We start from the raw sequence: 24255 nt of genomic DNA, 5'->3' as shown, positions 1-24255 counted from the left end.
CTACGTGAAATATGCGTAAACGGACGTATCGTCGAACCACGACGCGCAGAAGCGATGCCGTGGTGACGATACGCCCGTCAGCAGGGAAAATGCGTCGGTCAGCGACCGGCGCGAGCGAGGATTCTGGCCTTGGCCGCTGCGGCCTCGTCGTTCAGACCGTCGACACTTTCGAGCTTCAACTGATCGACGATCGACGCCGCGATCGCGTCGATCGTGCTCTCGTCCTGGTAGTCGGCGATCAAGGCGCGCTGCTCGTCGAAGTCGACGACGTCGAATCCGATCGGTTCGTCGAGTCCGCGTGCGAGCGCCTTGTCGAGCGCGATCACGGCCGTGTCCTGGTCGGCGACGAGTCCCGCGCCGAGGAGGTTGACGAAGGTGCGCGACGACACCTCGTCGTCACCTGCGACCTTGTGCAGGATCTGCCCGAGGATGTCGTCGGTGACCGACGCCTGCATCTTGCCGATGAACTTCACGCTCTGCGCCTCGTGCACCGCCATGAGTGCCAGGACGTCGAGTGGCTTGAGTTCGTCGACCTGCGCCTCGTTCTGGCGGTAACCGGCGGTGACGTGGACTCGACGACGCTCCTCGGCGTCGACCGGGTCGATCGCTCGCCGGACCACCAGGTAGTCGCGCAGGACCACCGCGTGGCGGTTGTCCTCGGCCGTCCACACGCCGACGAGCTGACGCCAGTCGGAGAACGCCGGGAAGTACTTGGCGAGGATGCGGTGGTACGACGGCAGGTTGTCCTTGGTGAGGAGCAACGCCAGCAGCGCGGCCGCGGTCTCGTCGGACAGCGTCTGCTGCGACGGGTCCCAGTCGTCTCCGCCCATGAAGGCGAAATTGCGACCGTCATCCCACGGCACGTACTCGTGCGGATTCCACGCAGCAGAAGCGAGCTGGTGATCCTCGGCCACCTCGGGGAGGGCCTTCTCCAGCGCGATGATCAGTTCGTCTTCGCTCAGTACGTTCACCGCGCCAAGGATACGGATGCGTAGGTGGCGATTTCAAACCGCCCCGACCATCTCGATGCTGGCCAGATGTCCAGGTCAGACCCGGCTCATCAGTCCCCACTGCTCGAGGCCGTCGTACAGCGGGAAGTCGAGTGCGAGGCGCGAGACCCGGCCACGCAGCGCAGACACATCAGCATCAGGCCCTGCTGCGAGCGCGGTGGCGATGATGTCGGCGACCTCGCTGAACTGCTCGTCGCCGAAGCCGCGGGTCGCGAGTGCGGGGGTACCGATCCGCAGGCCGGAGGTGACCATCGGCGGGCGAGGATCGAACGGCACCGCATTGCGGTTGACCGTGATGCCCACCTCGTGGAGGAGGTCTTCTGCCTGCTGACCGTCGAGCGTGCTGTTGCGCAGGTCGACCAGGACCAGGTGGACGTCGGTGCCGCCGGTGAGCACCGAGACACCCGACTTCTCGACGTCGGAGCCGGTCAGCCGCTCGGCGAGGATCTTGGCGCCCGAGAGCGTCCGACGCTGCCGATCGGCGAACTCTTCGGTGCCGGCGATCTTGAGTGCGACGGCCTTGCCCGCGATGGCGTGCATGAGCGGTCCGCCCTGCTGCCCGGGGAACACCGCCGAGTTGAGCTTCTTGGCCCACTCCTGCTTGGCCAGGATGATGCCCGAGCGCGGTCCGCCGAGGGTCTTGTGCACCGTCGACGAGACGACGTCCGACGCAGGCACCGGGTTGGGGTGCAGGCCGGCCGCGACGAGTCCGGCGAAGTGAGCCATGTCGGTCCACAGATACGCGCCGACCTCGTCAGCGATCGACCGGAAGGCGTCGAAGTCCAGGGTTCGCGGGTATGCCGACCATCCGGCCACGATCACCTTGGGCTGCACGTCGAGGGCGATCTTGCGCACCTCGTCCATGTCGATGCGGAAATCTTCTTTGCTGACGCCGTAGAAGTGGTTCTCATAGAGCTTGCCCGAGAAGTTCAGACGCATGCCGTGGGTGAGGTGGCCGCCGTGCGCGAGGTCGAGGCCCAGTAGCCGCTCCCCCGGGTTCATCAGCGCCATGAGGACCGCGGCGTTGGCCTGCGCACCCGAATGCGGCTGAACGTTGGCGAAGTCGGCTCCGAAGAGCTCCTTCGCGCGGTTGCGTGCGATGTCCTCGACGACGTCGACGTATTCGCAGCCACCGTAGTAGCGGCGGCCCGGATATCCCTCGGCGTACTTGTTGGTCAGGACGCTGCCCTGTGCCTGCAGCACGGCACGCGGAACGAAGTTTTCCGAGGCGATCATCTCGAGTGTGTCGCGCTGGCGGCTCAGTTCGCCGTTCATCGCGGCCGCCACGTCGGGATCGACCTCTGCCAGGGACATCGAGTTCAGGCTCGCGGTGTTCGCGGAGATGGGATTCTCGCTCATGGCGACCAGTCTATTGGCCCAGTTCGGCACGCAGCAGAGCTGGGGTCAGGGGTTCGTCGAGAAGGCGTCCGAATCGCGCGAGACGCGCATCCTGCGGCACCTGCTCGAGCCACTCCCCCAGGAGCCGATACCCCTCGACATAGGTGGAGATGTACGCGCGCCACAGCGGCGACGTCAGGAATCGCAGCATCTGTCGCGCCCGCTCCGACGGCGCGAGCAGCCACCGTTGCAGAAAGCCCGCGACGACGTCGGCGTCGAGGTGCGCATCGTGCAGCATGAGCGCGGCGTCCTGGCGCACGGTCAGCAGACCCGACGACGCCGCGCCCACCCGCTGTGCGCGCTCGCCGTCGAATCGCAGTCCGAGGTCGGCGTAGATCTCCTGCGCCCACAGTCCCCAGTTGTCGCCGATGGCCGCGTGCAGCGCGTGGTCGGCAAGCCCCTCGGCCATCAGGCACTGCGGCGTGTTGACCAGGAAGATGGTCTGCTCGGTCTGCCCACCGCCGACGAGGATCTGCTCCTTTCTGCAGTGCTCGGTGTGGTGACCGGGGTACGCCTCGTGTGCGATGAGATGCGGCAGCGACGACATGTACTGCGTGAGGTCGGCATTGATGGCCACCCGCGACCGATAGTTGCCGAGGTAGTAGTTGAAGCCCGACCAGGGCTTGTCGGTCACCACCTCGAATTCGACGATCTCGTTGTCCGCCAACGGGAAAACGTCGCGAACCCTTTCCCGCAGTGCACCGCTGAAGGCACGCACGCATTCGTCGACGCGCTCGGGTGGAATCTCGTCGGCGCGACGATACGTCGCATAGGCGTCGCTGAGCGCGGGCCCGGTAGCGTCGGGCACTCCGAGCGCAGAAGCCAACTCGCCGTGCGCCTTTCGATAGTCGTCGGTGTCGGCGGGCGCGATGTCGACGTCGAAGTAGGCACGCACCTCGTCGACGAATCCGATGGACTCGCCGGCGAATTTGCGTGCAGAACATTCCAGTGCGCGCAGGTGCGCGTCGACGAACGCTGCCCGATCGGGGGTGAGACCGGCGGGGAGTTCGGATCGCAGACCGCGCGCACGGTCGGCCAGCGCGGCGGGTTCGGGGGCCGGACCGCCCGCGACCTCTGCGCGCAGTGCGGGGTCGCCGGTGTAGGCGTCGACGAAGCCCTCTTCGAGACGGTCGAAGGCGAGGCCGAGCCGTAAATAGTCGGTGACCAGATCCGTATCGGGGGTTGCCGAACCGCTGTACGCCGTTGCCATGGTGGAAGGCTACCGACAGCGGCGTCGACGCGTCCTTCTAAGCTGTAGGCCATGACGACGAGGTGCGACCCGCGATCGCCGATGGGACGAGCCCTCTGATGGCGCGCGACACCACCGGCCGCGATCCCAGTCTTTATCTGGAACTCGATCGCAAGCAATGGCGTGACCTGCGTGAATCCATGCCGATGGTGCTCAATGAGAACGAGCTCGACCAGCTCGTCGGTATGGGCGAGAACGTCGACCTCCAAGAAGTCGCCGAGGTGTATCTCCCGCTGTCGCGACTCATCCACCTACAGGTCGCCGCGAGGCAGCGTCTGTTCGCAGCGACGTCGACCTTCCTCGGCGATCGGCAGACCACCAAGCAGGTGCCGTTCGTCATCGGGATCGCGGGCAGCGTCGCCGTCGGAAAGTCGACGACCGCCCGCATCATGGCAGCGCTCCTGGCCCGCTGGGAGTCGCACCCGAAGGTCGACCTCGTCACCACCGACGGTTTCCTGCTACCCACGCGTGAGCTCGAACGTCGAGGCATCATGCACCGCAAGGGATTTCCCGAATCCTACGATCGCAGGGGACTGCTCCGCTTCGTCACCGAGGTCAAGTCGGGGGCCCGCGAGGTGACAGCCCCGGTCTATTCGCACCTCACCTACGACATCGTCCCCGACGTCATGCACTACGTGCACCAGCCCGACATCCTCATTCTCGAAGGCCTCAACGTGCTGCAGACAGGTCCGACGCTGATGGTGTCGGACCTGTTCGACTTCTCCATCTACGTCGACGCCAAGACCGCCGACATCGAGAACTGGTACATCTCACGATTCCTGCAGATGCGGTCGACGTCGTTCGCCGACCCCAACTCGCACTTCCACCACTACTCGTCACTGACCGACGACCAGGCGCGCGCCGCCGCCCGCGACATCTGGACGTCGATCAATCTGCCCAATCTGCGGGAGAACATCCTCCCCACCCGCCCGCGCGCAACTCTGGTGCTGCGCAAGGACTCCGACCACTCGATCAACCGGGTCCGGCTGCGCAAGTTGTGAGTTCGCGGTTGCGCGAGTTGTAAGTGCCTGCGCGAGGATGTGTGTCGAATCGAAAGAAGTGGGTGCTGCAGCACCCACTTCTTTAAGTTCGACACACATTCAGCCTCGGGTCGGCGGCGCTATTTACGCTCGTCGGCCTCGTACGGGTATTTCGACGTGATGGCGACGCGGTTCCACGCGTTGATCATCACGATCGACGCGACGACCTGGCCGAGCTCCACCTCGTCGAACACCGCCCGTGCACGCTCGAACGCGTCGTCGGGAACTCCCTCTTCGCCGATTCTGGTCACGTATTCGGTCAGTTCGAGGGCTGATCGCTGCCGCTCGTCGAAATGGTTGAAGGCCTCGTGCCAGACCGGGATCAGACCGATGACCATGGGGTCGATTCCCATCGCGAGCGCATCGGCGATATGCATGCGCAGGCAGTAGGCACACCCGTTGAGCTGTGATGCGCGGATCTTGATGAGCTCGATCAGCTCGGGCTCGAGACCCTCCGACGACGCAAGCTGCAATGCGATGAGCGCCTTGTAGACGTTCGGATTCTGCTCGAGCATCGAGAGCCTGCGCGTGGTGGCGGTTTCTTGTGCTGTGGTGGTCATCGATTGACCCTTTCTGTAGTGGGTGGAGTTGTTTCGAGCCACTCGTCGAATGTGGTCGAGGTCTTGTCGAATGCCCCGCGCGGCATGAGTCCGCCGTCGCGAAACGCTTTCCCGCCGAACGGGACTGCCACAACCCATCGTGGTGATCCGTCGCGCCGAGCAACCGCGCGTGCAAGATCGACGAGATCGTGCTGCCCGGGTCCTGCGATCTGCCGGTCCGATGGGTCGTCGGACAGAACAGCGTCTGCGATCAGTCCTGCGGCGTCGACGGCGGCCAGTGGGCGGCACACCATGCGCGGAGCCATGGCGATCGGACCGAGTCGTGCGCGGGTGAGCATCTGACCGGCTAGTTCGTACCACTGGGCCGATCGGATGATCTGCAGATGCCCGGCGTCGACGTTGTCGGCGTAGGTCTGCTCCTGCGCAGCCTTCCCTTGGTAATAGCCGAATTTCGCATTCACCGCCGGATCTGCGGCATTGATGATCGACACGCACACGACTCGTTGCACACCCGCCGCTGCGGCGGCTTCGGCGATGGTGCGCGCAACCGTCGAGAAGAAGTCGACGGCTTTCGAACCGCGCGTCGTCATCACGTTGGTGCAGTCGATCACCGTGTCGGCACCCGCGCACGCCTCCCGCACGCCGGTTCCCGCATACGCGTCTACTCCCGACGACCGTTGCGCGCGAACCACTTTCTCGCCTCGCCGTTCGAGATCGTCGGCGAGAAGCGCACCGATCTCACCGCTCGCTCCGAACACCACCGTCGTCATCGGCTCCACTTCCTCTCGGATCGTCTGCCTTCTCGGAACGCAACACCGTCAACGCTAGTGGCAGATTGATCCAGAAATGAGGTTCAATCGAGACATATTCTTGTGCGTCAATCCAGGAGGCGTGATGACAGGTGATCGATGGTCTGCGCTCGCCGAGCGACTCGGGACCGACCTCTATCTCGATCTGCAGCCCGATCCGAACGCACCCACTCGAGGCCGTAGCGCGCAACTACGCTCGCGGCTCGCCGACGAATTGCGCAGCGCAATCGCAGATGGTCGCCTCACACCCGGCATGCGCCTGCCTCCCTACCGATCGCTCGCGGCCGACCTCGGCCTCGCTCGCGGGACAGTCTCCTCGGTGTATTCCGAACTGATCGCAGAAGGTTGGCTGACCGCGCGGCAGGGCGCGCGCACCACGGTCGCACCGGCACCACCGTCGCAACGGGTTTCGGGTCGCCGGGTTCTGCCGGCCTCCCACCCGCAACCGTCGTGTCCGCACCGCGCGTCGCACATGACTTCTCCCTCGGCCAGCCCAACACGTCGCAGTTCCCGCGTACCGCATGGACCAGGTCGATGCGGCGGGCGATCTCGACAGCCGACGACTCCGCGTTCGGTCCGACGCCGCCCAACGGCAGTGAACGCCTACGCCTCGCGCTCGCCGGCTACCTCGCCCGCGCACGTGGCGTTCGTGCTCATCCCGACCAGATCGTACTGACCACGTCGGTTCTGTCGGCGTTGAATCTTCTGGCACGCACTCTCTTTCGTGAATCCGTCGCGGCGGAGGCGTACGGCCTACCCTTCTTTCGAGACCCGTTCACCCGGCGCGGTGCACTCGTGTCACCGATTCCGGTCGATCACGACGGCGCTGACGTGACAGCGCTGGCCGACCTTGCCGTCACACCCCAGGCCGTCCTGCTCACCCCAAGCCACCAGTCCCCGATCGGGGTGCCACTTGCTCCACAGCGTCGAGCGGCGGCCATCGAATGGGCAAGGGCGACAGACGCATTCCTGATCGAAGACGACTACGACGGCGAACTGCGCTACGACCGCGAGCCCGTAGGCGCGATGCAGGCACTCGCTCCCGATCACATCATCTACACGGGATCGGTCAGCAAGAGTTTGTCCCCATCGATACGCATCGGTTGGCTGGTCCTGCCACCGGAGTTGGTCTCAACTGTGATGTGGGCCAAGGGAATGCGGGAAACAGATGCGAGCATCGTCGATCAGCTCGCATTGGCCGACATGATCGAAACCGGCTCGTACGACAAGCACATCCGAAGCAGTCGGCAGTTCTATCGACACCGCAGGCAGGCGCTGATCGAGCGACTGCACGCGCACAGGATCGCGACCATGGGTATCTCCGCCGGCCTGCACGCGGTGTTACCCGTTCCCGTCGACGTCGAGGCGTCTGTGCTCGCGGCAACCCACGAGCGGGGTTTCTCGCTCGGCGGGCTCGACGCCCTACGGCATCCGGACGCCCCGCGGCTTCACGACGCGCGTGGTGAGCCCACAGGAGGAATCCTCGTCGGCTTCGGCACGCCGCCGGTCTCGACATTCGACGCCGACGTCACGGCGCTCATCGATCTACTCGAAGATCATTTGCCGAATCGTCGACTGCGCGCGGAGTAGTCGCGCAGCGCACGCAGGAAGTCGACGCGACGGAATTCTGGCCAGTAGGCGTCGGTGAACCAGATCTCCGAATAGGCGCTCTGCCACAGCAGGAACCCGGACAACCGCTGCTCCCCCGACGTCCTGATGACCAGATCGGGGTCGGGCTGTCCCTTGGTGTACAGGTTGCGGTCGATCGCTTCGACGGTGACGGCGTCGACGAGTTCGTCGACGGTCGCGCCGGCGTCGGCCTTCTCCACGAGCACCGCACGCACGGCGTCGGCGATCTCCTGTCGGCCCCCGTACCCGACGGCCACGTTGACGTTCATGCCCGACCTGTCGAGGGTCCGTTCGGCGGCGGCGCGCAGACGCTGCGCCGCGGCCTCGGGGAGCTGATCGAGGGTTCCGACGATGCGCACCCGCCAGTGCCCGTCCGGGGTGGCGATCTCGTCGACGATGTCGGGCACGATCTCCATCAGCGCGTCGAGTTCGTCAGAGGCGCGCTGCAGATTCTCGGTGGAGAGCAGATAGATGGTGACCGTCTCGATGCCCAGCTCGGCGCACCACTCGAGCATCTCGGCGATGCGCTGTGCGCCCACCCGATGCCCGTGACTGACGTCTTCGAAGCCCGCCTCGCGAGCCCATCGTCGATTGCCGTCGCAGATGATCGCCACGTGCTGGGGCAATCGGTTCTCGTCCGTCAACTGGATCAGCCGCCGCTCGTACACGGAGAGCATCGGCCGACGCAGACGATCGGGTAGGAGTTTCATCGCGAACCAGATTAGACCTCACCTGTAAGGGCACACTGAATCAGGCCACGACATCCTCGGCGAGTTCTTCGGTCTCCTCGTCGGTGAGCTGGTCACGCTCGTGACGCCCGCCAGCGGCAGGACTCGCCTCTGCCGCACCTTGAGCGAGGTTCCGATGGTCCCGCAGGGCAACGATCCCGACCAGCGCAGCGCCGACGACCAGCCAGCCGATGATCTTGCCGATGTCACCCGCACTGGACACCTCGGGGAAGTAGGCAAGATTGCGCGACGCCTCGTTCAGGCCTGCGCCGATCCAGAAGTCGTGCAGGACGGCGAAGAACTTCGGTTGCAGAGCAGGCGCGAACACGCCGCCGCTGGTCGTGAAGTTCAACCCGACGAAGATCGTGACCATCGCCAGCGTCGTGAATCGACCGATGAACGGGTGCAGTCCGATCGCGAACAGCATGGTCGCCAGCGCGTAGAGGATCGACAGCCCGAAGATCTGCCACTGCGCACCCGGCAGGGCGTCGAATACCCACACGGCAATCGCCGTGGTCACCGCGGCAGAGATCACCGAGCACACCGCAGCAAACCCGAGGCGCACGCGAATCCTGCGCCCGCCCGCGGCGACGGCGATCGCGATTCCGCATCCGTACGAGCCGACGGTGAGCGCCACAAGGAAGAAGAAGATGCTCTGCCCGGACGGATCGCGCTGCGGATCGGCCTGCACGACGTCGACGATCTTCAATGGTTGGTCCTTGGCGATCGTGATGCCGTTGAAGATCCGTTCGACCGTCACCGCTGTGGGATCCGACGCCGCCGTCGACACATAGAGGACAGGCGTGTCGGCCTTCGGTTCGAAGGCCGCCGCGATCTCTCGGTGCTCGATGGCCTCGCGCGCCTCATCGGCAGTGGCGACGGTCCGGATCGAAACGTGGTCGCCGAGTTGTTGCTGCAGAGTCTGTGCGGCCACCTGAGTCGAGGTACTGGCACCGACCACATCGATACGCAGATCGTGCGGATCGGGCTTGTGGAATCCCCCGAGATAGGCGAGTGCCATGACGGCACCGATCACGAGCGGAACGGCGACATGCGACGCGATGGTCTTGATCGACAACGCATGGGTGGGAGCAGCGGACATCGATTACCTTCTGGGCTAGTCGAGAACATAGATCGTTCACCAGGAACGGTTGCAGAATGCAACTTGGATAGGTTGTAATATACAACTATGGCTTCACCCGAGCAACCCGATGCCGCCGAAGTCGTCGGGCAGGAATTGGTCACGCTGTCGCGGCGCCTGCGCAACGGTGCCCGCGACATCTACGCCGAGGGCGGCCTGACCTTTGTCGAGTTCTCCCTCCTCGCATTGATCTCGGACAACCCGGGCATCAACGCGGCGTCGCTGGCTCGGGCGGCCAACATCGACAAGTCGACGGCCAGCCGCCAGCTCGGCGAACTCCGTCGCCGCGGTCTGCTGCGCCGCACGCAGGACGCGACGTCGTCGAGGTCGCAATCGTTGGAGGTGACCCAGGAGGCTCTCGACACCCTGGGCGAGATCCGACGACGCAGTGGCGACGCCATCGCGCGCAGGCTCGACGCGTGGACGCAGGACGATCTCGAACTGTTCGCGACGCTGTTGCGCCGCTACAACGACGCCGACGCGACATGACCCCGATAGCCGTGACGACCGCCCTGTTCGAGCCGACGGGCGCAGCGCAGCGTGCCACCGACCTCGCCCGCGCGGGCGCAGCGGGGGTGTTCACCTTCGAGGGTCCGCACGATGTGTTCACGCCGCTCGTCGTTGCGGCGTCGGTGCCGGAATTGACCCTGCTGACCAACGTCGCAATTGCCTTCCCGCGCAACCCGATTCACCTCGCACACGCGGCCAACGATCTTCAGTTGCTCTCCGGCGGCAGATTTCGACTCGGCCTGGGAACGCAGATACGCCCGCAGATCGAGAAGCGGTTCGGCGCTGACTTCGACGACCCGGTTGGCCGCATGGCCGACAAGGTCGGCGCCATCAACGCCATCTTCGATGCGTGGGAGACCGGAGCCCCGCTGCGCTACGAGGGGGCCTATCACCGTCACACCTTGATGACGCCCACCTTCAATCCCGGCCCCAACCCGTTCGGTCGGCCGCCGGTGTTCGTCGGCGCACTCGGGCCGTTGATGACCCGCGCCGCGGCAAAGCACGCCGACGGATTGTTGGTGATGCCGTTTTCCACCGCCGACTTTCTGGCGTCGACAACCGTCCCGAACATTCGACGCGGTCTCGCCGCACGCGATCACGGCCGCGGCTTCACCGTGATCCCCGAGGTGATCGTGTCGGTGGGCACCGACCACACCGCCGCTCGACGACTCCTCGCCTTCTACGGCTCGACGCCCGCCTACCGGCCCGTCCTCGCCGCGCACGGTGCCGAGCATCTGCAGCCCGAACTCAATGCGTTGTCGAAGCAGGGGCGGTGGGCTGAGATGGCCGACCTCGTCGACGACGAGCTGCTGCACACGATTGCCGCTGTCGGTAGTCCCGCAGACGTCGCCCAGCAGATCCGCGCCCGTGTCGGCGCGTTCGACGCGTTGCGCGATCTGGACGTCCGCGTCGACGAAGTGTGTATCTATCAGCCGACACCTATCGACGTCGACCAGCTCGCGGCGGTCATCGCCGCCCTCGGCTAACAGCATTCTCACACGAAGTTACGGTACCGTAGCTTACGTGAACTCAGCCCTGGTGACCGCTGTCGCCGACCGTCCTCGCCTCCGCGGCGTCATTCATCAGTGGTCGGCCTACGTCGCAGTGGTCGCGGGCATCGCGCTGGTCATCGGCGCAGGCTCGCTGCGTGGACCGGGAGCGGCGGTCGCCTGTGCCGTCTACGCGGCAACCGTCGTGGGTCTGTTCGCCACCTCGGCGTCGTATCACCGGATCGCGTGGAAATCGCTGCGCGCACAGATACACATGAAACGTGCCGACCACTCGATGATCTTCGTGTTCATCGCGGGTACGTACACCCCGTTCTGCGTGATGGGTCTGCCGAGTCCGATGCGCTGGTGGGTGCTCGGCATCGTCTGGGTCGGCGCGGTCGCCGGAGTCGCACTGAAGATCGCGTGGCCCGGCGCACCCCGCTGGCTCGGGGTCACGCTCTACATACTGCTCGGGTGGGTCATCATCGCCGTCGCCCCGACTCTGGTCTCACACGTCGGTTGGCTCGTACTGATCCTGCTCGCAGTGGGCGGCGTCTTCTACAGCGTCGGTGGAGTGCTCTACGCAGTGCGCTGGCCCAATCCCTGGCCGACGACGTTCGGCCACCACGAGGTGTTCCACGTCTGCACAGCCATCGCGGCGCTACTGCACTACATCGCGGTCTGGCTGGTCGTCGCAGCCTGAGCGCACCTCACCTCCGAGTCGCCGCCTGCCGAAGGCCGACTCAGAGCCCCTGCGATCGCAGGTACTCGGCAAGCGCCGTGATGGTCTGCGGATTGCGCGGACCCTCGACGAGCGCCGCATACGGGAACGAGATGTAGCGGCGCTCTCGCACTGCGGTCGTCTGCGCCATCAACGGTTGCGACTCGAGTTGCTTGATCTTGGCCTCGACTGTGTTCTGCGGCCCTGCACCGTAATCGACGATGACGATGACCTGCGGATCGCGCTGCGCCGCTGCCTCCCACGATGCCGACGTCCAGGAGTCATCGATATCGCCGAAGATGTTGCGTCCGCCGGCTTCGGCGATGATCTGATCCGGTGCGGCGTTCCGACCCGAGGTGAACGGCGTCGGATCGGCGCTGTCGAAGAGGAAGACCCGCGCCGCTGCGGAGGCGGCAGGCGCCCCGGCACGCGCTGCCTCGACCTGCGCGCGATACTCGGCGGTCAGCGTCTCGGCCCGACCACTCACGCCGAAGATCTGCCCGAGATTCGACAGATCCGCGTACAACGCGTCGAGGGGTCGCACGACGCCGCGCTTGGTGGTCCCGGCCTGGCGACAGGCTTCGGTCAGCTGGTACGGCACGGCACCGGTCGAACGCACCCAGTCGGGGGTGACTCCGGTCGATTCCTTGAACCCGTAGTTCCAACCGGCAAAGACGAAGTCGGGCCGCGCGGCGGCGATGATCTCCCGCGAGAACGCCGTGCCCAATGATGGTGTCTTCTCGAAATCCGCTCGCCACGGCGATGATTCGATATCGCGCTCTTTGCCCTCGTACGTGGTGTAGCCGGCCATCCGGTCGCCCAACCCGAGCGCGAACATCAGCTCGGTGATCCCGGTGTCGTTGCTCACCGCACGATCGGGCACACCGCTCACCGACAGCGGCGCACCACAATTGGTGACCGTGACCTGTTCCCCTGCTGACTTGGGAGTCGACGACTCGACGTCGGCGCCGCAACCGGAGACCACTGTCATCGCGGCAAGCGCAGACACGACGAGTGCGCGCGGTCTGCGAAGTGCTGTCCTGGTCATAGGTGCTGTCATGAGTGCTCTTCCTCGGAGATGGCTTGTGGGACTTGGTCGTCGAAGATTATCTGCGGAACGCCTGTGCGGGGGTGGGTGACGACGTACGCACCAACGCCGTACCACTCGGCGATGTTCGCCGCGGTGAGTAGTTCGTCGGGTGGCCCGATGCACGCGATCGTCCCGTCGAGCACAACGGCGAGGGTGGTGCAGTACTGTGCGGCCATGTTGAGGTCGTGCAGCGCCGCGACGACGGTGACCCCGCGTCCGCGCGCCGCACCGAGGATGTCGAACTGATGGCGAATGTCGAGGTGATTGGTCGGCTCGTCGAGGATCAGCACGTTGGGCTCCTGCGCGAATGCGCGCGCAATGAGTACGCGTTGCGCCTCTCCGCCGGAGAGCGTGGTGAACACACGGTCGGCGAACATCTCGACGCCTGCTGTCGCCATGGCCGCCGCGCACACCTCACGATCGCGGGCACGGGCCGCCGCACCCAGTTCGCGGTGCGGTAGCCGTCCCGTCGCGACAACCTCTGCCGCGGTGAAATCGAAGTCGAGCGAGGCTGATTGGGTGAGCGCGGCGACTCGTCGGGCATTCTCCCGCATACTCACCGCACGCACGTCGTGGCCGTCGATTCGTACGCCGCCGCTCGACGGTGCCAGCGCGCGGTACACGCATCGAAGCAGGGTCGACTTCCCGCTGCCGTTGGGGCCGATCACCCCGAGGAACTCTCCGGAGTCGACCATCAACGATGCGTCGCGGATGATGCTGGTGCCATCGATCTCGACCGTGACTCCGTCGTACTCGACAGCACTCATGAGTCGATCCGGGTACGTCGACGTTGCATCAGCCCGAGGAACACCGGCACACCCACGGCCGCCGTGATCGCACCGAGCGGAATCTCCTGCGGCGGAACGACAATGCGCGCCATCAGATCGGCGACGACAAGGAACAGCGCCCCGAGCACCGGCGCGACGAGAATGATCTTACGGTGATCCGCACCGACCACCATGCGGGTCACGTGCGGCACGATGAGACCGACGAATCCGATTGCGCCGCAGACAGAGACGATGAACCCGGTCATCAGCGCGGCGATGACGAAAAGCTCGAGCCGAAACCGCGACGCGCGTATGCCGAGCGACGCGGCGACCTCGTCGCCCATCGCCAGCGCATTGAGTTGTCGTGCTCTCGCCGCGACAACACCAATCCCGATGACCACTACCACCGCGACCAACACGACCGAATGCCATGTTGCCGCGGCAAGACTCCCGAGCAGCCAAAACATGACACTCCGCGCAGCATCACCCACCGGGCGCAAGAAGATGAGCACGGTGGTCAGAGCCGAAAATCCATATCCGAGAGCGGTTCCCGTCAACACGAGCCGCAGCGGTGTGAGACCTCCCCCACGCTGGGCGATTCCGAAGACGAGCAACGTCGCCAGCAGTGCGCCGAGGAATGCCGCGGTCGGCAACGCATAGAGACCGAGTCCCGAGAAAACACCGAACAGCACTACCGCGGTGGCTCCGACCGACGCACCCGACGAGATCCCCAGCACGTAGGGATCCGCCAGCGGATTGCGCACCATCGCCTGCACGATCACGCCGACGACCGCCAAGCCTGCCCCCACGAGCGCCCCCGTCAATACCCGTGGCACACGCGAGTCGACGACGATCCAGTACGACGCGGCGTCGACCAACGAGACCGATCCCCCGGTGATCGCCGCCCACACCATCCGCAGCGACACAGACCAGCCGATCCCCACGGTTCCGTATGCGACGCCGCACGCTGCTGCCACGACGAGCGCCACACCGCAGCCGATGGCCACGGACACGGGTCGCGTCCAGGTTGCCCGCGGGTTCGCACTGCGCGTCGACATGGCCCGCCCTCCTGATCAGCCCGGAGCGGGTACAGCAGATGTCGCCACGCGCGGTCGACGACGACCGCTGCGAGTTCAACACCGACCATGTCCCGCGAAGTCGATGGGACCGCCTGAGCCAGGCGGTCACGTCGGCAGGTCTTCGGACTTCGGACACGGCACGTGATGTGCCACCTATCGACGATCGCTTCCCGGGCCGCTGGCCCAGTGCTGTTGAACGCCTTCGTTTCCGTTACCGCTGCGGGGCAGCTCTGGATTCCCACCAGATTCCCTCTTGGCTCCCACCGACAATCTCGGCTGGAGAACCGACGCCGCTGAAGTCTAGCAACGGTCTCAAATCGGGCATATGGCGCATGCGGTTTCACGAACTTCACCATCCCATCACCGCGAGGCCGACGGCGGGTTGGACGACGTCCATCCTCTCTTGGTCGGGTGGCGGCATGCCGAACATCTCACCTCGACCGTCACTGGCCGACCTCCGGATCGATCGGGACAAGACCCTGCACGCCGGCACCACCCGCCGACGCTTTCTCACCTGGGCGGGCGTCGCGGCCGGTATCGCAACCGTCCCCGCACTTTTCACCACCGACGCGGCGTCGGCTCCCCCGCCACGCCGTGGCAGTGACCTGTTCACGCTCGGTGTGGCATCAGGCGATCCGCTTCCCGACGGCATAGTCCTGTGGACACGGCTGGCCGCCGATCCGCTCGCCCGCGGCGGAGCGATGGGTCTGCTTCCGGTGCCGGTCGAATGGGAGATCGCCAGCGACGCCAGCATGAGGAACGTCGTCGCGCGCGGCGTCGAACTGGCGACGCCGGAGAACGGACACAGCGTGCACGCCGACGTGCGCGGTCTACGACCCGCCGCAGACTACTTCTACCGATTCCGCGCGAGCGGCTCCGTCTCGGCAATCGGGCGCACTCGTACCGCTCCATCGTACGGAAGTCGTCTGAGCGCGTTGACTTTTGCATTCGCCTCGTGCCAATCGTGGGCCGACGGCCACTATCCCGCATACGCCGACATGGCGGCACACGCACCGGATGTCGTCTTCCATCTCGGCGACTACATCTACGAAAAGCCCATCCCCGTCGATGGCGGCCGACGCAGGACCGCGGCAACACCTGCGTCGGCACACCGGGAATGCGCGACGCTCGACGACTACCGCGATCGGTATGCGCTCTACAAACTCGACCCCAACCTGCAGGCCGCGCACCGAGTGAGCCCGTTCATCACGATCTTCGACGACCACGAGGTCGACAACAACTGGGCCGCAGGGGTTCCCGAGGACGATCAACCCATCCCCGAATTCCTTTCCCGGCGAGCGCAGGCGATGCGCGCGTGGTGGGAGAACACACCGGTGCGTGTCGCGCAGCGACCCCACCCCACACCGACGGCCGATCTCTACGATCTGCGTGCCTACCGCAGGTTCAGTTATGGCGATCTCGTCGAGTTCAACGTTCTCGACACCAGGACCTTCCGCAGCGATCAGGCCAACGGCGACAACGACACCGCGCAGAATGCCGCGACCGCCGACCCCCGACGCACTATCACCGGTGCCGCACAGGAGAAGTGGCTGCTCGACGGGCTGGCCGCGAGCCGTGCCCGCTGGAACGTCCTCGCGCATCAGACCACCATCGCCGACCTCGCCCGCCGGAAGAACGGTGAGCGCGCGGTCAGCATGGACGGGTGGAGCGGCTACGAGGCTTCGCGCGCAAGGGTTCTCGACGGCGCCCGTGATCGCGGTGTGCGCAACCTGGTCTCGATCGTCGGCGATATCCACCGCAATGTGGTCTCCGAGTTGCGCTCCACGTATTCGCGACCGTCCCCGACCGTCGGCGTCGAACTCGCGGGCACCTCCATTGCATCTGGCGCAGACGGCGAGGACAGCGATGCCAGCGACAAACAACTCAAGGCCGCCTCACCCCACATCCGCTTCGGCAACGCTCAGCGGGGCTACGTCCTCAACAGATTGTCGTCCGACCGCTGGGAAGCGGACTATCGGGTGAGCGATTCGATTGCCGCGCCGAACGATTCGCTGCACCGTCGGGCACAGATCACGATTCCGTCAGGCCGGCCGGACATCGACGTGGTCTGACCCGACTGCTCTGCTCTGTGCGGAATCGTGCCGCTCTGAGCGGAACCGACGTGACCGATGTCGGTCCACCACCGACGATCGGTGCATGACCGATGAACAACGACCACTGCCACTACGCAAGCGCACCGCGGAAAGCCTCTTCGGGCAACGCATCCTGACACTCGACTCCGCGCTCGACGACGAGATCGGCACGCAACTGTGCTCGCAACTCGTCATGCTCTCCGACGACGATCCTGTCGCCGACATCGCTCTCTGGATCAACTCGCCCGGCGGGTCGGTGCCCGCGATGCTCGCGATCACCGACATCATGCGTCTGATTCCCAACGATGTGATCACCGTCAACCTCGGAATGGCCTACAGTGCAGGACAATTCCTGCTGTGCAACGGCACCCGGGGCAAGCGGTTCATCACGCCGCATGCCAAAGTCCTGCTGCACCAAGGATCTGCGGGCATCGGCGGCTACGCACCCGACATCGAACTGCAGGCCGACGACCTGCGCCACGTCCGCGATACCGTGCTGACGATCATCGCCGAGCAGACCGGACAGACCCGCGAGACGATCTTCGACGATTCGCTGCGCGATCACGTTTTCACCGCCTCCGAATCGGTCGACTACGGATTCGTCGACCACATCGTCACCGACATCGCACAGATCCGGCCGTTATCACCTGCCGCAACAGGTTTCGAGGTGAGCCGCGCATGAGCACGTACACCATTCCCAACGTCATCACCCGCACTCCGCAGGGCGAACGGGTCATGGATGTCTACAGTCGGCTGCTCGACGACCGCATCCTCTACCTCGGAACCGAGCTCGACGACGGCGTCGCCAATGCGCTCATCGCGCAGATCCTGCACCTCGACTCCGAGAATCCCGACATCCCGATCGAGCTGTACATCAACTCTCCGGGCGCGTCGGTGACCGCTACCTTCGCGCTCTACGACACCATGCAGTACTGCCACGCGCCGATCGCCACGACCTGTGTCGGACAGGCACTCTCGTCGACGGCACTACTGCTGGCCGCCGGCACACCTGGCCAGAGGTCGGTACTCCCCCATGCCAGGGTCCTGCTCCACCAGCCGTCGGGTCAGGGCCGTGGCACGATCCCAGATCTGATCCTCGCCGCCGAGGAGATCCTGCGGATCCGTGAGGAAATAGAACAGGCACTGAGTCGGCACACCGGGCGCGACATCGAGACGCTGCGTCACGACACCGACCGAGACCGTGTGCTGCGGGCCGAGGAGATCGTCGAGTACGGGCTCGCCGATCAGGTCATCGATGCCAGGGCCAGAACGGTTCGGTGATCGTCGGGCGCACTCTCGACGCGAGGGGGTGCACTCTCGACGCGAGGGGGTGCACTCTCGACGCGACGGAGCGCCCAGTCGACGGAATTTAGCGCCCAGTCGGCTGAACGGAGCGCCCAGTCGACCGGATACCGCGCCCGGTCGACGGTATTAACGCCCGGTCGGCCGACGCCGGTCACGCGGCCAGCGCGACCGGGCCACGCATGCGCGAGAGCGGCACGATCGGTTGCGCTGCGGCGGGGATCGAACGCAGCGTGACGGGGCGGGCCGCTGCGCCTGCCCCGCGTGCCGCGCCGACGACACTCTCGGCGCGGGAGAGTTCGGCGGCGACCTCGCGGGCGAGATCGAGCAGGCTGAGGTCGACAGCCCCGGCTACTGCCGCAAGCAACTCCGAGGAGGCGTCCTTGCGGCCACGCTCGATCTCGGACAGATACTGGCTCGAGACGCCCGCTCGGCGCGCGGTCTCGACGAGTCGCTCGCCGCGCTCGTGGCGGTGTCGACGCAGCACGCGCCCGGTGACCTCACGCCAGAGCGGTTCCGGTGACGGCTGGGTGTGCGAGTCGTACCTCGATGCCATGCAGTCGAGCGTAGGTCACCTCTGCTGCGGGCAGCCGTCCCTTCTGCTCTGGGCAGAACGGCAGCAACAGCAGAACGCGAACCGCCCTCAGCTACGCGCGAGGTCGGCGAGCACGCGCGCGCTCGACTCCCAGTCCATGCACTTGTCGGTGACCGACTTGCCGTACACGAGCGGCTGGGCGTCGGGCGACTGCGCACCGGCTTCGAGGAAGCTCTCCAGCATCACGCCGCTGATCAACGGAGCGTGTCCCGCGGCACGGCGTGTCCGGATCGACGCCGCGATCTCGGCGGCGACCTGCGCCTGACGGATGTGGTCCTTGCCGGAGTTGGCGTGGCTGCAGTCGATCATGACCCGTGCGGGCAGGCCTGCCTTGTCGAGTGCGGCGACCGCGGATGCCACGGACTCGTCGTCGAAGTTGGGGCCGGTGGTCCCTCCACGCAGGATGATGTGGCAGTCCTCGTTGCCCGCCGACTCGACAAGCGCGCCGTGACCGAAGTCGTCGACACCGAAGAACACGTGTTGCGCGGCGGCGGCATTCACTCCGTCGATGGCGACCTGGACGTTGCCGTCGGTGCCGTTCTTGAATCCGATCGGCATCGACAGACCGGATGCGAGCTGGCGGTGCACCTGCGATTCGGTTGTCCGTGCTCCGATGGCACCCCACGCGACGGCGTCGGCGATGTACTGCGGGCTCGTCGGCTCGAGGAACTCACATCCGACCGGGAGGCCGAGGTCGATGATGTCGAGCAGCAGCGACCGTGCCGTACGCAGACCGCGCTCGACGTCGAAGGTGCCGTCCATGCCGGGATCGTTGATGAGTCCCTTCCAGCCGACCGTGGTGCGCGGCTTCTCGAAGTAGACGCGCATGACGATCTTCAGGCGGTCGGAGTAGTCGTCGGCAAGTGGTGCGAGGCGTCGCGCGTAGTCGAGCGCGGCGATCGGGTCGTGCACCGAGCATGGCCCGACGACCACGAGCAGACGGTCGTCCTGGCCGGCAAGGATCGCGGCGATCTCGTCGCGGTCGGCCTGGACCCGAAGCGCTCGACGGGAGGTCAGCGGCAATTCGGCGCGGATGGTGTCCGGCGACGGGATGGACCGGAAGGATCTGACGCGCCGATCGGAGGTGGAGGTCGATTCGGCCTCGTGAGCGGCCGTGGTGGCGAGATCCGGGAGGGTGGTCACTTCTGTGTTGCCTTTCGCGGGTGGTGGCCTGTCTTCTGCGACTGGGACACCCGCTTGCTTTGTCATCGGAGGCCCCTGACATGAGAAAAGCAGCGACCTTTTCGGTCACTGCTCGGGCTCCGGGTTTGTTGACGTGCGACGCAGATTCAGCGCTTCATCGCAGGCTCACCCGGAGCCTCGATAAAGAATCGCCAATAGGCGCGTACGTTGCTGGTCACGTTCGTGAGGTTAGCACGGCTACTCAGGATGGTCGAAGAGTCCCTGCTCAAGAACCCTCCCCGACTCACGGATGCCCCCTGTCGATCAGTTGGCTCAACACGATGATCGACTCGCTCCGGTCGACCGGACCCGCCTGCCGGATGCGCTCGAGTGCGTGCTCGAGATGGTGCACGTCGCGGGCCATGACACGCAGGATCGCATCGGCCTGACCGGTGATCGTCGCGGCGCTGACCACCTCGTGTATCGGCTCCCACGCGGCGGCCAGCTCCTCCGGCGAGATGTTGCCACGGCAGAAGACCTGGACGTAAGCCTCGGTGGTCCACTGCATCGCCGTCGAATCGATCACGGTGGTGAAACCTTTGATCACGCCCTCGTCGACAAGCCGATCGACCCGCCGCTTGACCGCGGGTGCCGACAGACCTACCTCGTCGCCGATCTGTGCGTACGTCGCCCGCGCATCGCGAGCCAGACATTCGAGCACCTTCTCGTCGAGTTCGTCGATCTGACGCAACTTTTCCACCCTCTGCCACCCGTGAATCGAGATTAATTAATCAAATGCGCAATTCTCGTCGATTGTTTGCGCTGCACGCTGACGATACCGTCGAATTATGACGCTGACGAGTCCACGGTTGACTGCGCCCACCGAACGCACCCCACGCACCCGCACCTATGCGATGACCCCTCCTTCCCACTACACGGTCACCTACTCGATCAACCCGTGGATGGACCCGTCCGTCCCCGTCGACGCAGAACTAGCCATGGCGCAATGGGAGTCGCTGCGTGACATCTACCGATCCCTCGGCCACTCCGTCGCACTCGTCGACGCCCAACCAGGTCTGCCCGACATGGTCTATGCCGCCAACGGCGGACTCGTCGTCGACGGAAAGGCCGTGGCAGCACGGTTCCTGCACCCCGAGCGCGCGCCGGAAGGCGAGCACTACACGGCATGGTTACACACCTGCGGCGCCGACGCTGTGCATGAGACCGTCGGCGTGCAGGAGGGCGAAGGCGACTTCCTCCTCGTCGGTCGACGCATCCTGGCGGGAACCGGGTTTCGCACACACCCCGACACTCACGCCGAAGTCGCTTCGATCACGGGACTTCCGGTTGTCGGTCTCGAACTGATCGATCCGCGCTTCTACCACCTCGACACAGCACTCGGCGTGCTCGACGACGACACAATCGCCTACTTCCCCGACGCCTTCTCACCCGCGTCGCGCGCCGTACTCGCCGACCTCTATCCCGACGCGATCATCGCCACCGAATCCGACGCCGTCGTCCTCGGTCTGAACCTCGTTTCCGACGGTCGCCACGTGGTGATGACCGATGCCGCACCGGGATTGGAGTCACGCCTACGCGACGCAGGCTACCTACCGATCACCGTCGACCTCTCCGAACTCCTCAAAGGCGGCGGCGGCGTCAAATGCTGCACGCTAGAATTGCGGCTACCAGCGACGTCGGACGAGAACACCATGCACACGCTTGTCGAACCCCATGTGGCACACAACTATTCACCGCTGCCGGTCACTGCGGCGACCGCTGAGGGAGCGTGGATCACCGACGTCGACGGCAGGCGTTACCTCGACGCGCTCGGCGGCTACTCCGCGGTCAACTTCGGCCACCGCAACCCCGAGATCGTCGCGGCCGCAAAGGCACAACTCGATCGCGTCACGCTCACCAGTCGCGCGTTCGGCTCCGACGCACTCGAACCGTTCTGCGCGGCGCTCGCCGAACTGTGCGGCAAGGAGATGGTGCTTCCGATGAACACCGGCGCCGAGGCCGTCGAATCTGCACTCAAGGTGGCCCGCAAGTGGGGATACGACGTGAAAGGCGTTGCACCGGGACATGCGACGGTCATCGTGGCGGGCGGCAACTTCCACGGCCGCACGATCAGCATCGTGAGTTTCAGCGACGACGAGGACGCGCGCGGCGGATTCGGGCCATTCACACCGGGTTTCACGCGTGTGCCGTTCGGTGACGCCGCCGCGCTTGCAGACGCCATCGACGACACCACGGTCGCCGTGCTGATCGAACCCATCCAGGGCGAGGCCGGCATCATCGTCCCGCCCGACGACTACCTGCCCGAGGTCCGTCGACTCTGCACCGAGAACAACGTGCTGATGATTGCCGACGAAATCCAGTCGGGTCTCGGTCGGACCGGCACGACGTTCGCATGTGAGCACTGGGGCGTGGTGCCCGACGTCTACACGCTCGGCAAGGCACTCGGCGGAGGTGTACTACCGGTGTCGGCCGTGGTTGCCGACCGCGATGTACTCGGAGTGTTCCACCCCGGACAGCACGGTTCGACGTTCGGTGGAAACCCTCTCGCGGCCGCCGTTGGGCACACCGTTGTCCGCATGCTCGCCGAGGGCACCTGGCAGGCACGCGCAGCCGAACTCGGCGAACACCTCCACGCCCGCCTGCGCGAATTCGTCGGACACGGCGTCATCGCCGTCCGCGGCAAAGGACTGTGGGCAGGCATCGACATCGACCCCGAGCTCGGCACAGGCAAAGAACTCTGCCTGCGTCTCGCCGCACGCGGCGTACTCGCCAAGGACACCCACGGTTCGACGATCCGCCTCGCACCACCGATCGTCGTCACGCACGACGAGATCGACTGGCTCGTCGAGCGATTCGCGGAGGCGCTGAGCAGCTGAGCACTGCGTGTCACGCACCGATCGCAGCGACATGCACACAGAATTACTGCGGCCACTTCGCGGACGCCACTAGCATCGGAAACATGACCGACCCTCGGCACGACGCCACCCACCACGTGCTCCTCATCCGCCACGGACAGACCGAATGGTCGCTGACAGACCGGCACACCGGCCGCACCGACATCGATCTGACCCCGAAGGGCGAGGAGGACGCGCGAGCGCTGAAAGGGATCGAGAACCGCTCGGGACTCACCGATCCGTGGGTCATGGCGTCGCCCCGGAAGCGCGCCCAGCGCACCGCACAGCTCGCCGGACTGCACGTCGACGAGACCAGCGAGCTGTTCGCCGAGTGGGACTACGGCGACTACGAGGGCCTGACCCGCGCTCAGATCCACGAGCGCTACGACCCCGACTGGACGATCTGGACCGGCGGCGGCCGCAACGGCGAGTCCGTCTCCGACATGACAACGCGTGTCGACGCCGCCGTCGACCACGTCGAGGAGCGTTTCGAGAAGTCCGACGTCATCGTGGTCTCGCACGGACACTTCTCGCGGTCGTTCATCTGCCGATTTCTCGGATGGCCGATCAGCCAGGGCGCCAACATCGACCTGCGCCCGGCGGGCAGCGCTCTGTTGAGCGATCACGCGGGTGATCGACGGCTCGTCGAGTTGCGCGGCCCCGAAGGCGCTCGCCCGCGCACCGGCTCCCTGTGACCCCATCGACGGCGCTGGTACTCGGTGGTGGTGGCCTGCTCGGCATCGGTTGGATGACAGGTGTTCTAACCGCGCTCGAGGAATGCGGCGCTCTGGTCGCGGCCGACGCCGACGTCGTCATCGGGACGTCCGCGGGTTCGGCGACTGGGGCTGCCGTGCTCCAATCCGGCTCGGCATCCACTCTTTTCGAGTCCATGACGCGTAAGTCGCGCCGCAACGCGGAGCTGACGCCGACGGGCGATCTCGCCGCACCGATGCAGGCCTTCGCGTCTATCGCCGCATCAACCGCGCCCGATCCCGAACGCGCGCAACGTTTTGTCGCGTTGTCGGATGCGCTGTCGACGGCCGATCCGCACGCACGCCGTGACGCCGTCGAGTCGAGATTGTCCGGAAGGACGTGGCCAATCGCCTTGCGGGTCACGGCACTACGATCCGACGGCAGACTCGTGGTCTTCGGGTCGGACTCGGGCGTCGGTCTCGTCGATGCGGTGACCCCGAGCTGCGCGGTACCCGGTATCTGGCCGACGGTCACCATCGACGGGGCGACCTACGTCGACGGTGGCTCGCTGAGTCCCACCAACGCACACCTCGCCGAGGACGCCGAGCGCGTCGTCGTTCTCGCGCCGATGGTCGACGATCCGGCGACGGCTCGGCCCGATATCGCAGCGGTTCTGGACAGGGCGACAGTCATTTCGCCGTCGCCCACCACGCTGAGCCGCTCCGGCGACAACCCCTTCGATCCCGACATCCGCGGCCTGGCAGCGGTTCTCGGCTACGACGACGGGCTCGAGGCACTCTCACTGCTGCGCTGAA

The 24255-nt window shown here is 65.7% G+C and carries 24 protein-coding genes, 1 pseudogene and 1 riboswitch; of the genes and pseudogenes, 12 read left to right on the top strand and 13 right to left on the bottom strand.

From position 1 onward, the window contains the following. Positions 1–98: 98 nt before the first annotated feature. The 3 genes from RND64_RS06970 to RND64_RS06960 form a co-directional block, all read right to left on the bottom strand. A complete protein-coding gene (locus RND64_RS06970; RefSeq protein WP_049699652.1) occupies positions 99–971 on the bottom strand; it encodes an acyl-ACP desaturase in 873 nt (290 codons plus the stop codon). A 75-nt stretch (positions 972–1046) separates the two neighbouring features. Further along, a complete protein-coding gene (glyA, locus tag RND64_RS06965) occupies positions 1047–2324 on the bottom strand; it encodes a serine hydroxymethyltransferase (protein ID WP_049699822.1) in 1278 nt (425 codons plus the stop codon). A gap of 55 nt (positions 2325–2379) precedes the next feature. Next, entirely contained in the window at positions 2380–3618 is a 1239-nt protein-coding gene (locus tag RND64_RS06960; RefSeq protein WP_049699653.1) for a hypothetical protein, read from the bottom strand. Positions 3619–3716: 98 nt separating this feature from the next. Here RND64_RS06960 and coaA point away from each other — a divergent pair, with 98 nt between their 5' ends. After that, the gene (gene coaA, locus RND64_RS06955) at positions 3717–4658 is read left to right on the top strand and encodes a type I pantothenate kinase (RefSeq protein ID WP_049699823.1); all 942 of its coding nucleotides are present in this window, start codon (positions 3717–3719) and stop codon (positions 4656–4658) included. 119 nt (positions 4659–4777) lie between these two features. On the opposite strand, the gene RND64_RS06950 is transcribed toward coaA, so the two are convergent. Next, entirely contained in the window at positions 4778–5257 is a 480-nt protein-coding gene (locus RND64_RS06950; RefSeq protein WP_049699654.1) for a carboxymuconolactone decarboxylase family protein, read from the bottom strand. After that, positions 5254–6027: an SDR family oxidoreductase gene (locus RND64_RS06945; protein ID WP_049699824.1), complete on the bottom strand. Its 774-nt coding sequence runs from the start codon at positions 6025–6027 to the stop codon at positions 5254–5256. Before RND64_RS06945 ends, RND64_RS06950 begins: the two co-directional genes overlap by 4 nt. A gap of 76 nt (positions 6028–6103) precedes the next feature. Between RND64_RS06945 and RND64_RS06940 the strand changes: the two are divergent. Both RND64_RS06940 and RND64_RS06935 read left to right on the top strand, forming a co-directional pair. After that, positions 6104–6388 (top strand): annotated as a pseudogene (locus RND64_RS06940) (GntR family transcriptional regulator); the annotation flags it as partial. A gap of 23 nt (positions 6389–6411) precedes the next feature. Next, positions 6412–7656 carry an aminotransferase-like domain-containing protein gene (locus RND64_RS06935; RefSeq protein WP_331436521.1) on the top strand — a complete coding sequence of 415 codons (1245 nt, stop codon included), beginning with the start codon at positions 6412–6414 and terminating at the stop codon, positions 7654–7656. Here RND64_RS06935 and RND64_RS06930 read toward each other — a convergent pair. Together RND64_RS06930 and RND64_RS06925 are read right to left on the bottom strand one after the other, a co-directional pair. Further along, the gene (locus RND64_RS06930) at positions 7623–8405 is read right to left on the bottom strand and encodes an isoprenyl transferase (RefSeq protein WP_049699655.1); all 783 of its coding nucleotides are present in this window, start codon (positions 8403–8405) and stop codon (positions 7623–7625) included. The two genes, RND64_RS06935 and RND64_RS06930, sit on opposite strands and share 34 nt — an antisense overlap. Positions 8406–8445: 40 nt before the next feature. Next, a complete protein-coding gene (locus RND64_RS06925) occupies positions 8446–9525 on the bottom strand; it encodes a hypothetical protein (RefSeq protein WP_049699656.1) in 1080 nt (359 codons plus the stop codon). A gap of 87 nt (positions 9526–9612) precedes the next feature. Between RND64_RS06925 and RND64_RS06920 the strand changes: the two genes are divergently transcribed. Genes RND64_RS06920 through trhA form a run of 3 tightly spaced genes read left to right on the top strand, consistent with a single transcriptional unit; the run spans position 9613 to position 11766 of the window. Next, on the top strand, positions 9613–10053 hold the full coding sequence (locus RND64_RS06920) for a MarR family winged helix-turn-helix transcriptional regulator (RefSeq protein WP_049699657.1): 441 nt from the start codon (positions 9613–9615) through the stop codon (positions 10051–10053). Continuing rightward, positions 10050–11060, top strand: coding sequence for a TIGR03617 family F420-dependent LLM class oxidoreductase (locus RND64_RS06915; RefSeq protein WP_049699658.1), 1011 nt, complete (start codon positions 10050–10052; stop codon positions 11058–11060). Before RND64_RS06920 ends, RND64_RS06915 begins: the two co-directional genes overlap by 4 nt. Before the next feature lie 37 nt (positions 11061–11097). After that, entirely contained in the window at positions 11098–11766 is a 669-nt protein-coding gene (trhA, locus tag RND64_RS06910; RefSeq protein ID WP_049699659.1) for a PAQR family membrane homeostasis protein TrhA, read from the top strand. A 40-nt stretch (positions 11767–11806) separates the two neighbouring features. Here the strand turns inward: trhA and RND64_RS06905 are convergent, their stop codons facing one another. From RND64_RS06905 to RND64_RS06895, 3 genes are read right to left on the bottom strand one after another with little or no spacing between them, the layout of a single operon-like run. Further along, positions 11807–12844, bottom strand: coding sequence for an ABC transporter substrate-binding protein (locus RND64_RS06905; protein WP_414652009.1), 1038 nt, complete (start codon positions 12842–12844; stop codon positions 11807–11809). Continuing rightward, positions 12841–13641 carry an ABC transporter ATP-binding protein gene (locus RND64_RS06900; protein WP_049699661.1) on the bottom strand — a complete coding sequence of 267 codons (801 nt, stop codon included), beginning with the start codon at positions 13639–13641 and terminating at the stop codon, positions 12841–12843. Before RND64_RS06900 ends, RND64_RS06905 begins: the two co-directional genes overlap by 4 nt. Further along, on the bottom strand, positions 13638–14699 hold the full coding sequence (locus RND64_RS06895; RefSeq protein WP_049699662.1) for a FecCD family ABC transporter permease: 1062 nt from the start codon (positions 14697–14699) through the stop codon (positions 13638–13640). Before RND64_RS06895 ends, RND64_RS06900 begins: the two co-directional genes overlap by 4 nt. A 116-nt stretch (positions 14700–14815) precedes the next feature. Continuing rightward, positions 14816–15024: riboswitch (cobalamin riboswitch) on the bottom strand. Between the two features lie 115 nt (positions 15025–15139). Between RND64_RS06895 and RND64_RS06890 the strand changes: the two genes are divergently transcribed. The 3 genes from RND64_RS06890 (at position 15140) to RND64_RS06880 (ending at position 18094) form a co-directional block, all read left to right on the top strand. Further along, complete coding sequence (locus RND64_RS06890) at positions 15140–16792, top strand: alkaline phosphatase D family protein (protein ID WP_049699663.1); 1653 nt, start codon at positions 15140–15142, stop codon at positions 16790–16792. An 85-nt stretch (positions 16793–16877) separates the two neighbouring features. Continuing rightward, positions 16878–17495, top strand: coding sequence for a ClpP family protease (locus tag RND64_RS06885; protein WP_049699664.1), 618 nt, complete (start codon positions 16878–16880; stop codon positions 17493–17495). After that, complete coding sequence (locus RND64_RS06880) at positions 17492–18094, top strand: ClpP family protease (protein ID WP_049699665.1); 603 nt, start codon at positions 17492–17494, stop codon at positions 18092–18094. The genes RND64_RS06885 and RND64_RS06880 overlap by 4 nt, the downstream gene beginning before the upstream one ends. A 175-nt stretch (positions 18095–18269) precedes the next feature. Here the strand turns inward: RND64_RS06880 and RND64_RS06875 are convergent, their stop codons facing one another. From RND64_RS06875 to RND64_RS06865, 3 genes are all read right to left on the bottom strand, one after another. After that, positions 18270–18671 carry a helix-turn-helix domain-containing protein gene (locus RND64_RS06875; protein WP_049699666.1) on the bottom strand — a complete coding sequence of 134 codons (402 nt, stop codon included), beginning with the start codon at positions 18669–18671 and terminating at the stop codon, positions 18270–18272. A gap of 87 nt (positions 18672–18758) precedes the next feature. Then, positions 18759–19853 (bottom strand): 3-deoxy-7-phosphoheptulonate synthase, encoded by a 1095-nt coding sequence (locus RND64_RS06870; protein WP_049699667.1) that lies wholly within the window; start codon positions 19851–19853, stop codon positions 18759–18761. Between the two features lie 283 nt (positions 19854–20136). After that, positions 20137–20583 carry an Lrp/AsnC family transcriptional regulator gene (locus RND64_RS06865; RefSeq protein WP_039993353.1) on the bottom strand — a complete coding sequence of 149 codons (447 nt, stop codon included), beginning with the start codon at positions 20581–20583 and terminating at the stop codon, positions 20137–20139. 97 nt (positions 20584–20680) lie between these two features. On the opposite strand from RND64_RS06865, the gene rocD reads away from it, so the two are divergent. From rocD to RND64_RS06850, 3 genes are all read left to right on the top strand, one after another. After that, complete coding sequence (rocD, locus tag RND64_RS06860) at positions 20681–22729, top strand: ornithine--oxo-acid transaminase (RefSeq protein WP_083444411.1); 2049 nt, start codon at positions 20681–20683, stop codon at positions 22727–22729. An 83-nt stretch (positions 22730–22812) separates the two neighbouring features. Further along, positions 22813–23442: a histidine phosphatase family protein gene (locus tag RND64_RS06855; protein ID WP_049699668.1), complete on the top strand. Its 630-nt coding sequence runs from the start codon at positions 22813–22815 to the stop codon at positions 23440–23442. Then, positions 23439–24254, top strand: coding sequence for a patatin-like phospholipase family protein (locus tag RND64_RS06850; RefSeq protein ID WP_083444412.1), 816 nt, complete (start codon positions 23439–23441; stop codon positions 24252–24254). The genes RND64_RS06855 and RND64_RS06850 overlap by 4 nt, the downstream gene beginning before the upstream one ends. Position 24255: the final 1 nt, after the last annotated feature.

This window comes from Gordonia sp. w5E2 (genome assembly GCF_036540975.1).
Taxonomy (GTDB): Bacteria; Actinomycetota; Actinomycetes; order Mycobacteriales; family Mycobacteriaceae; genus Gordonia; species Gordonia jacobaea.
This window is presented reverse-complemented; position numbering and strand designations above follow the sequence as displayed.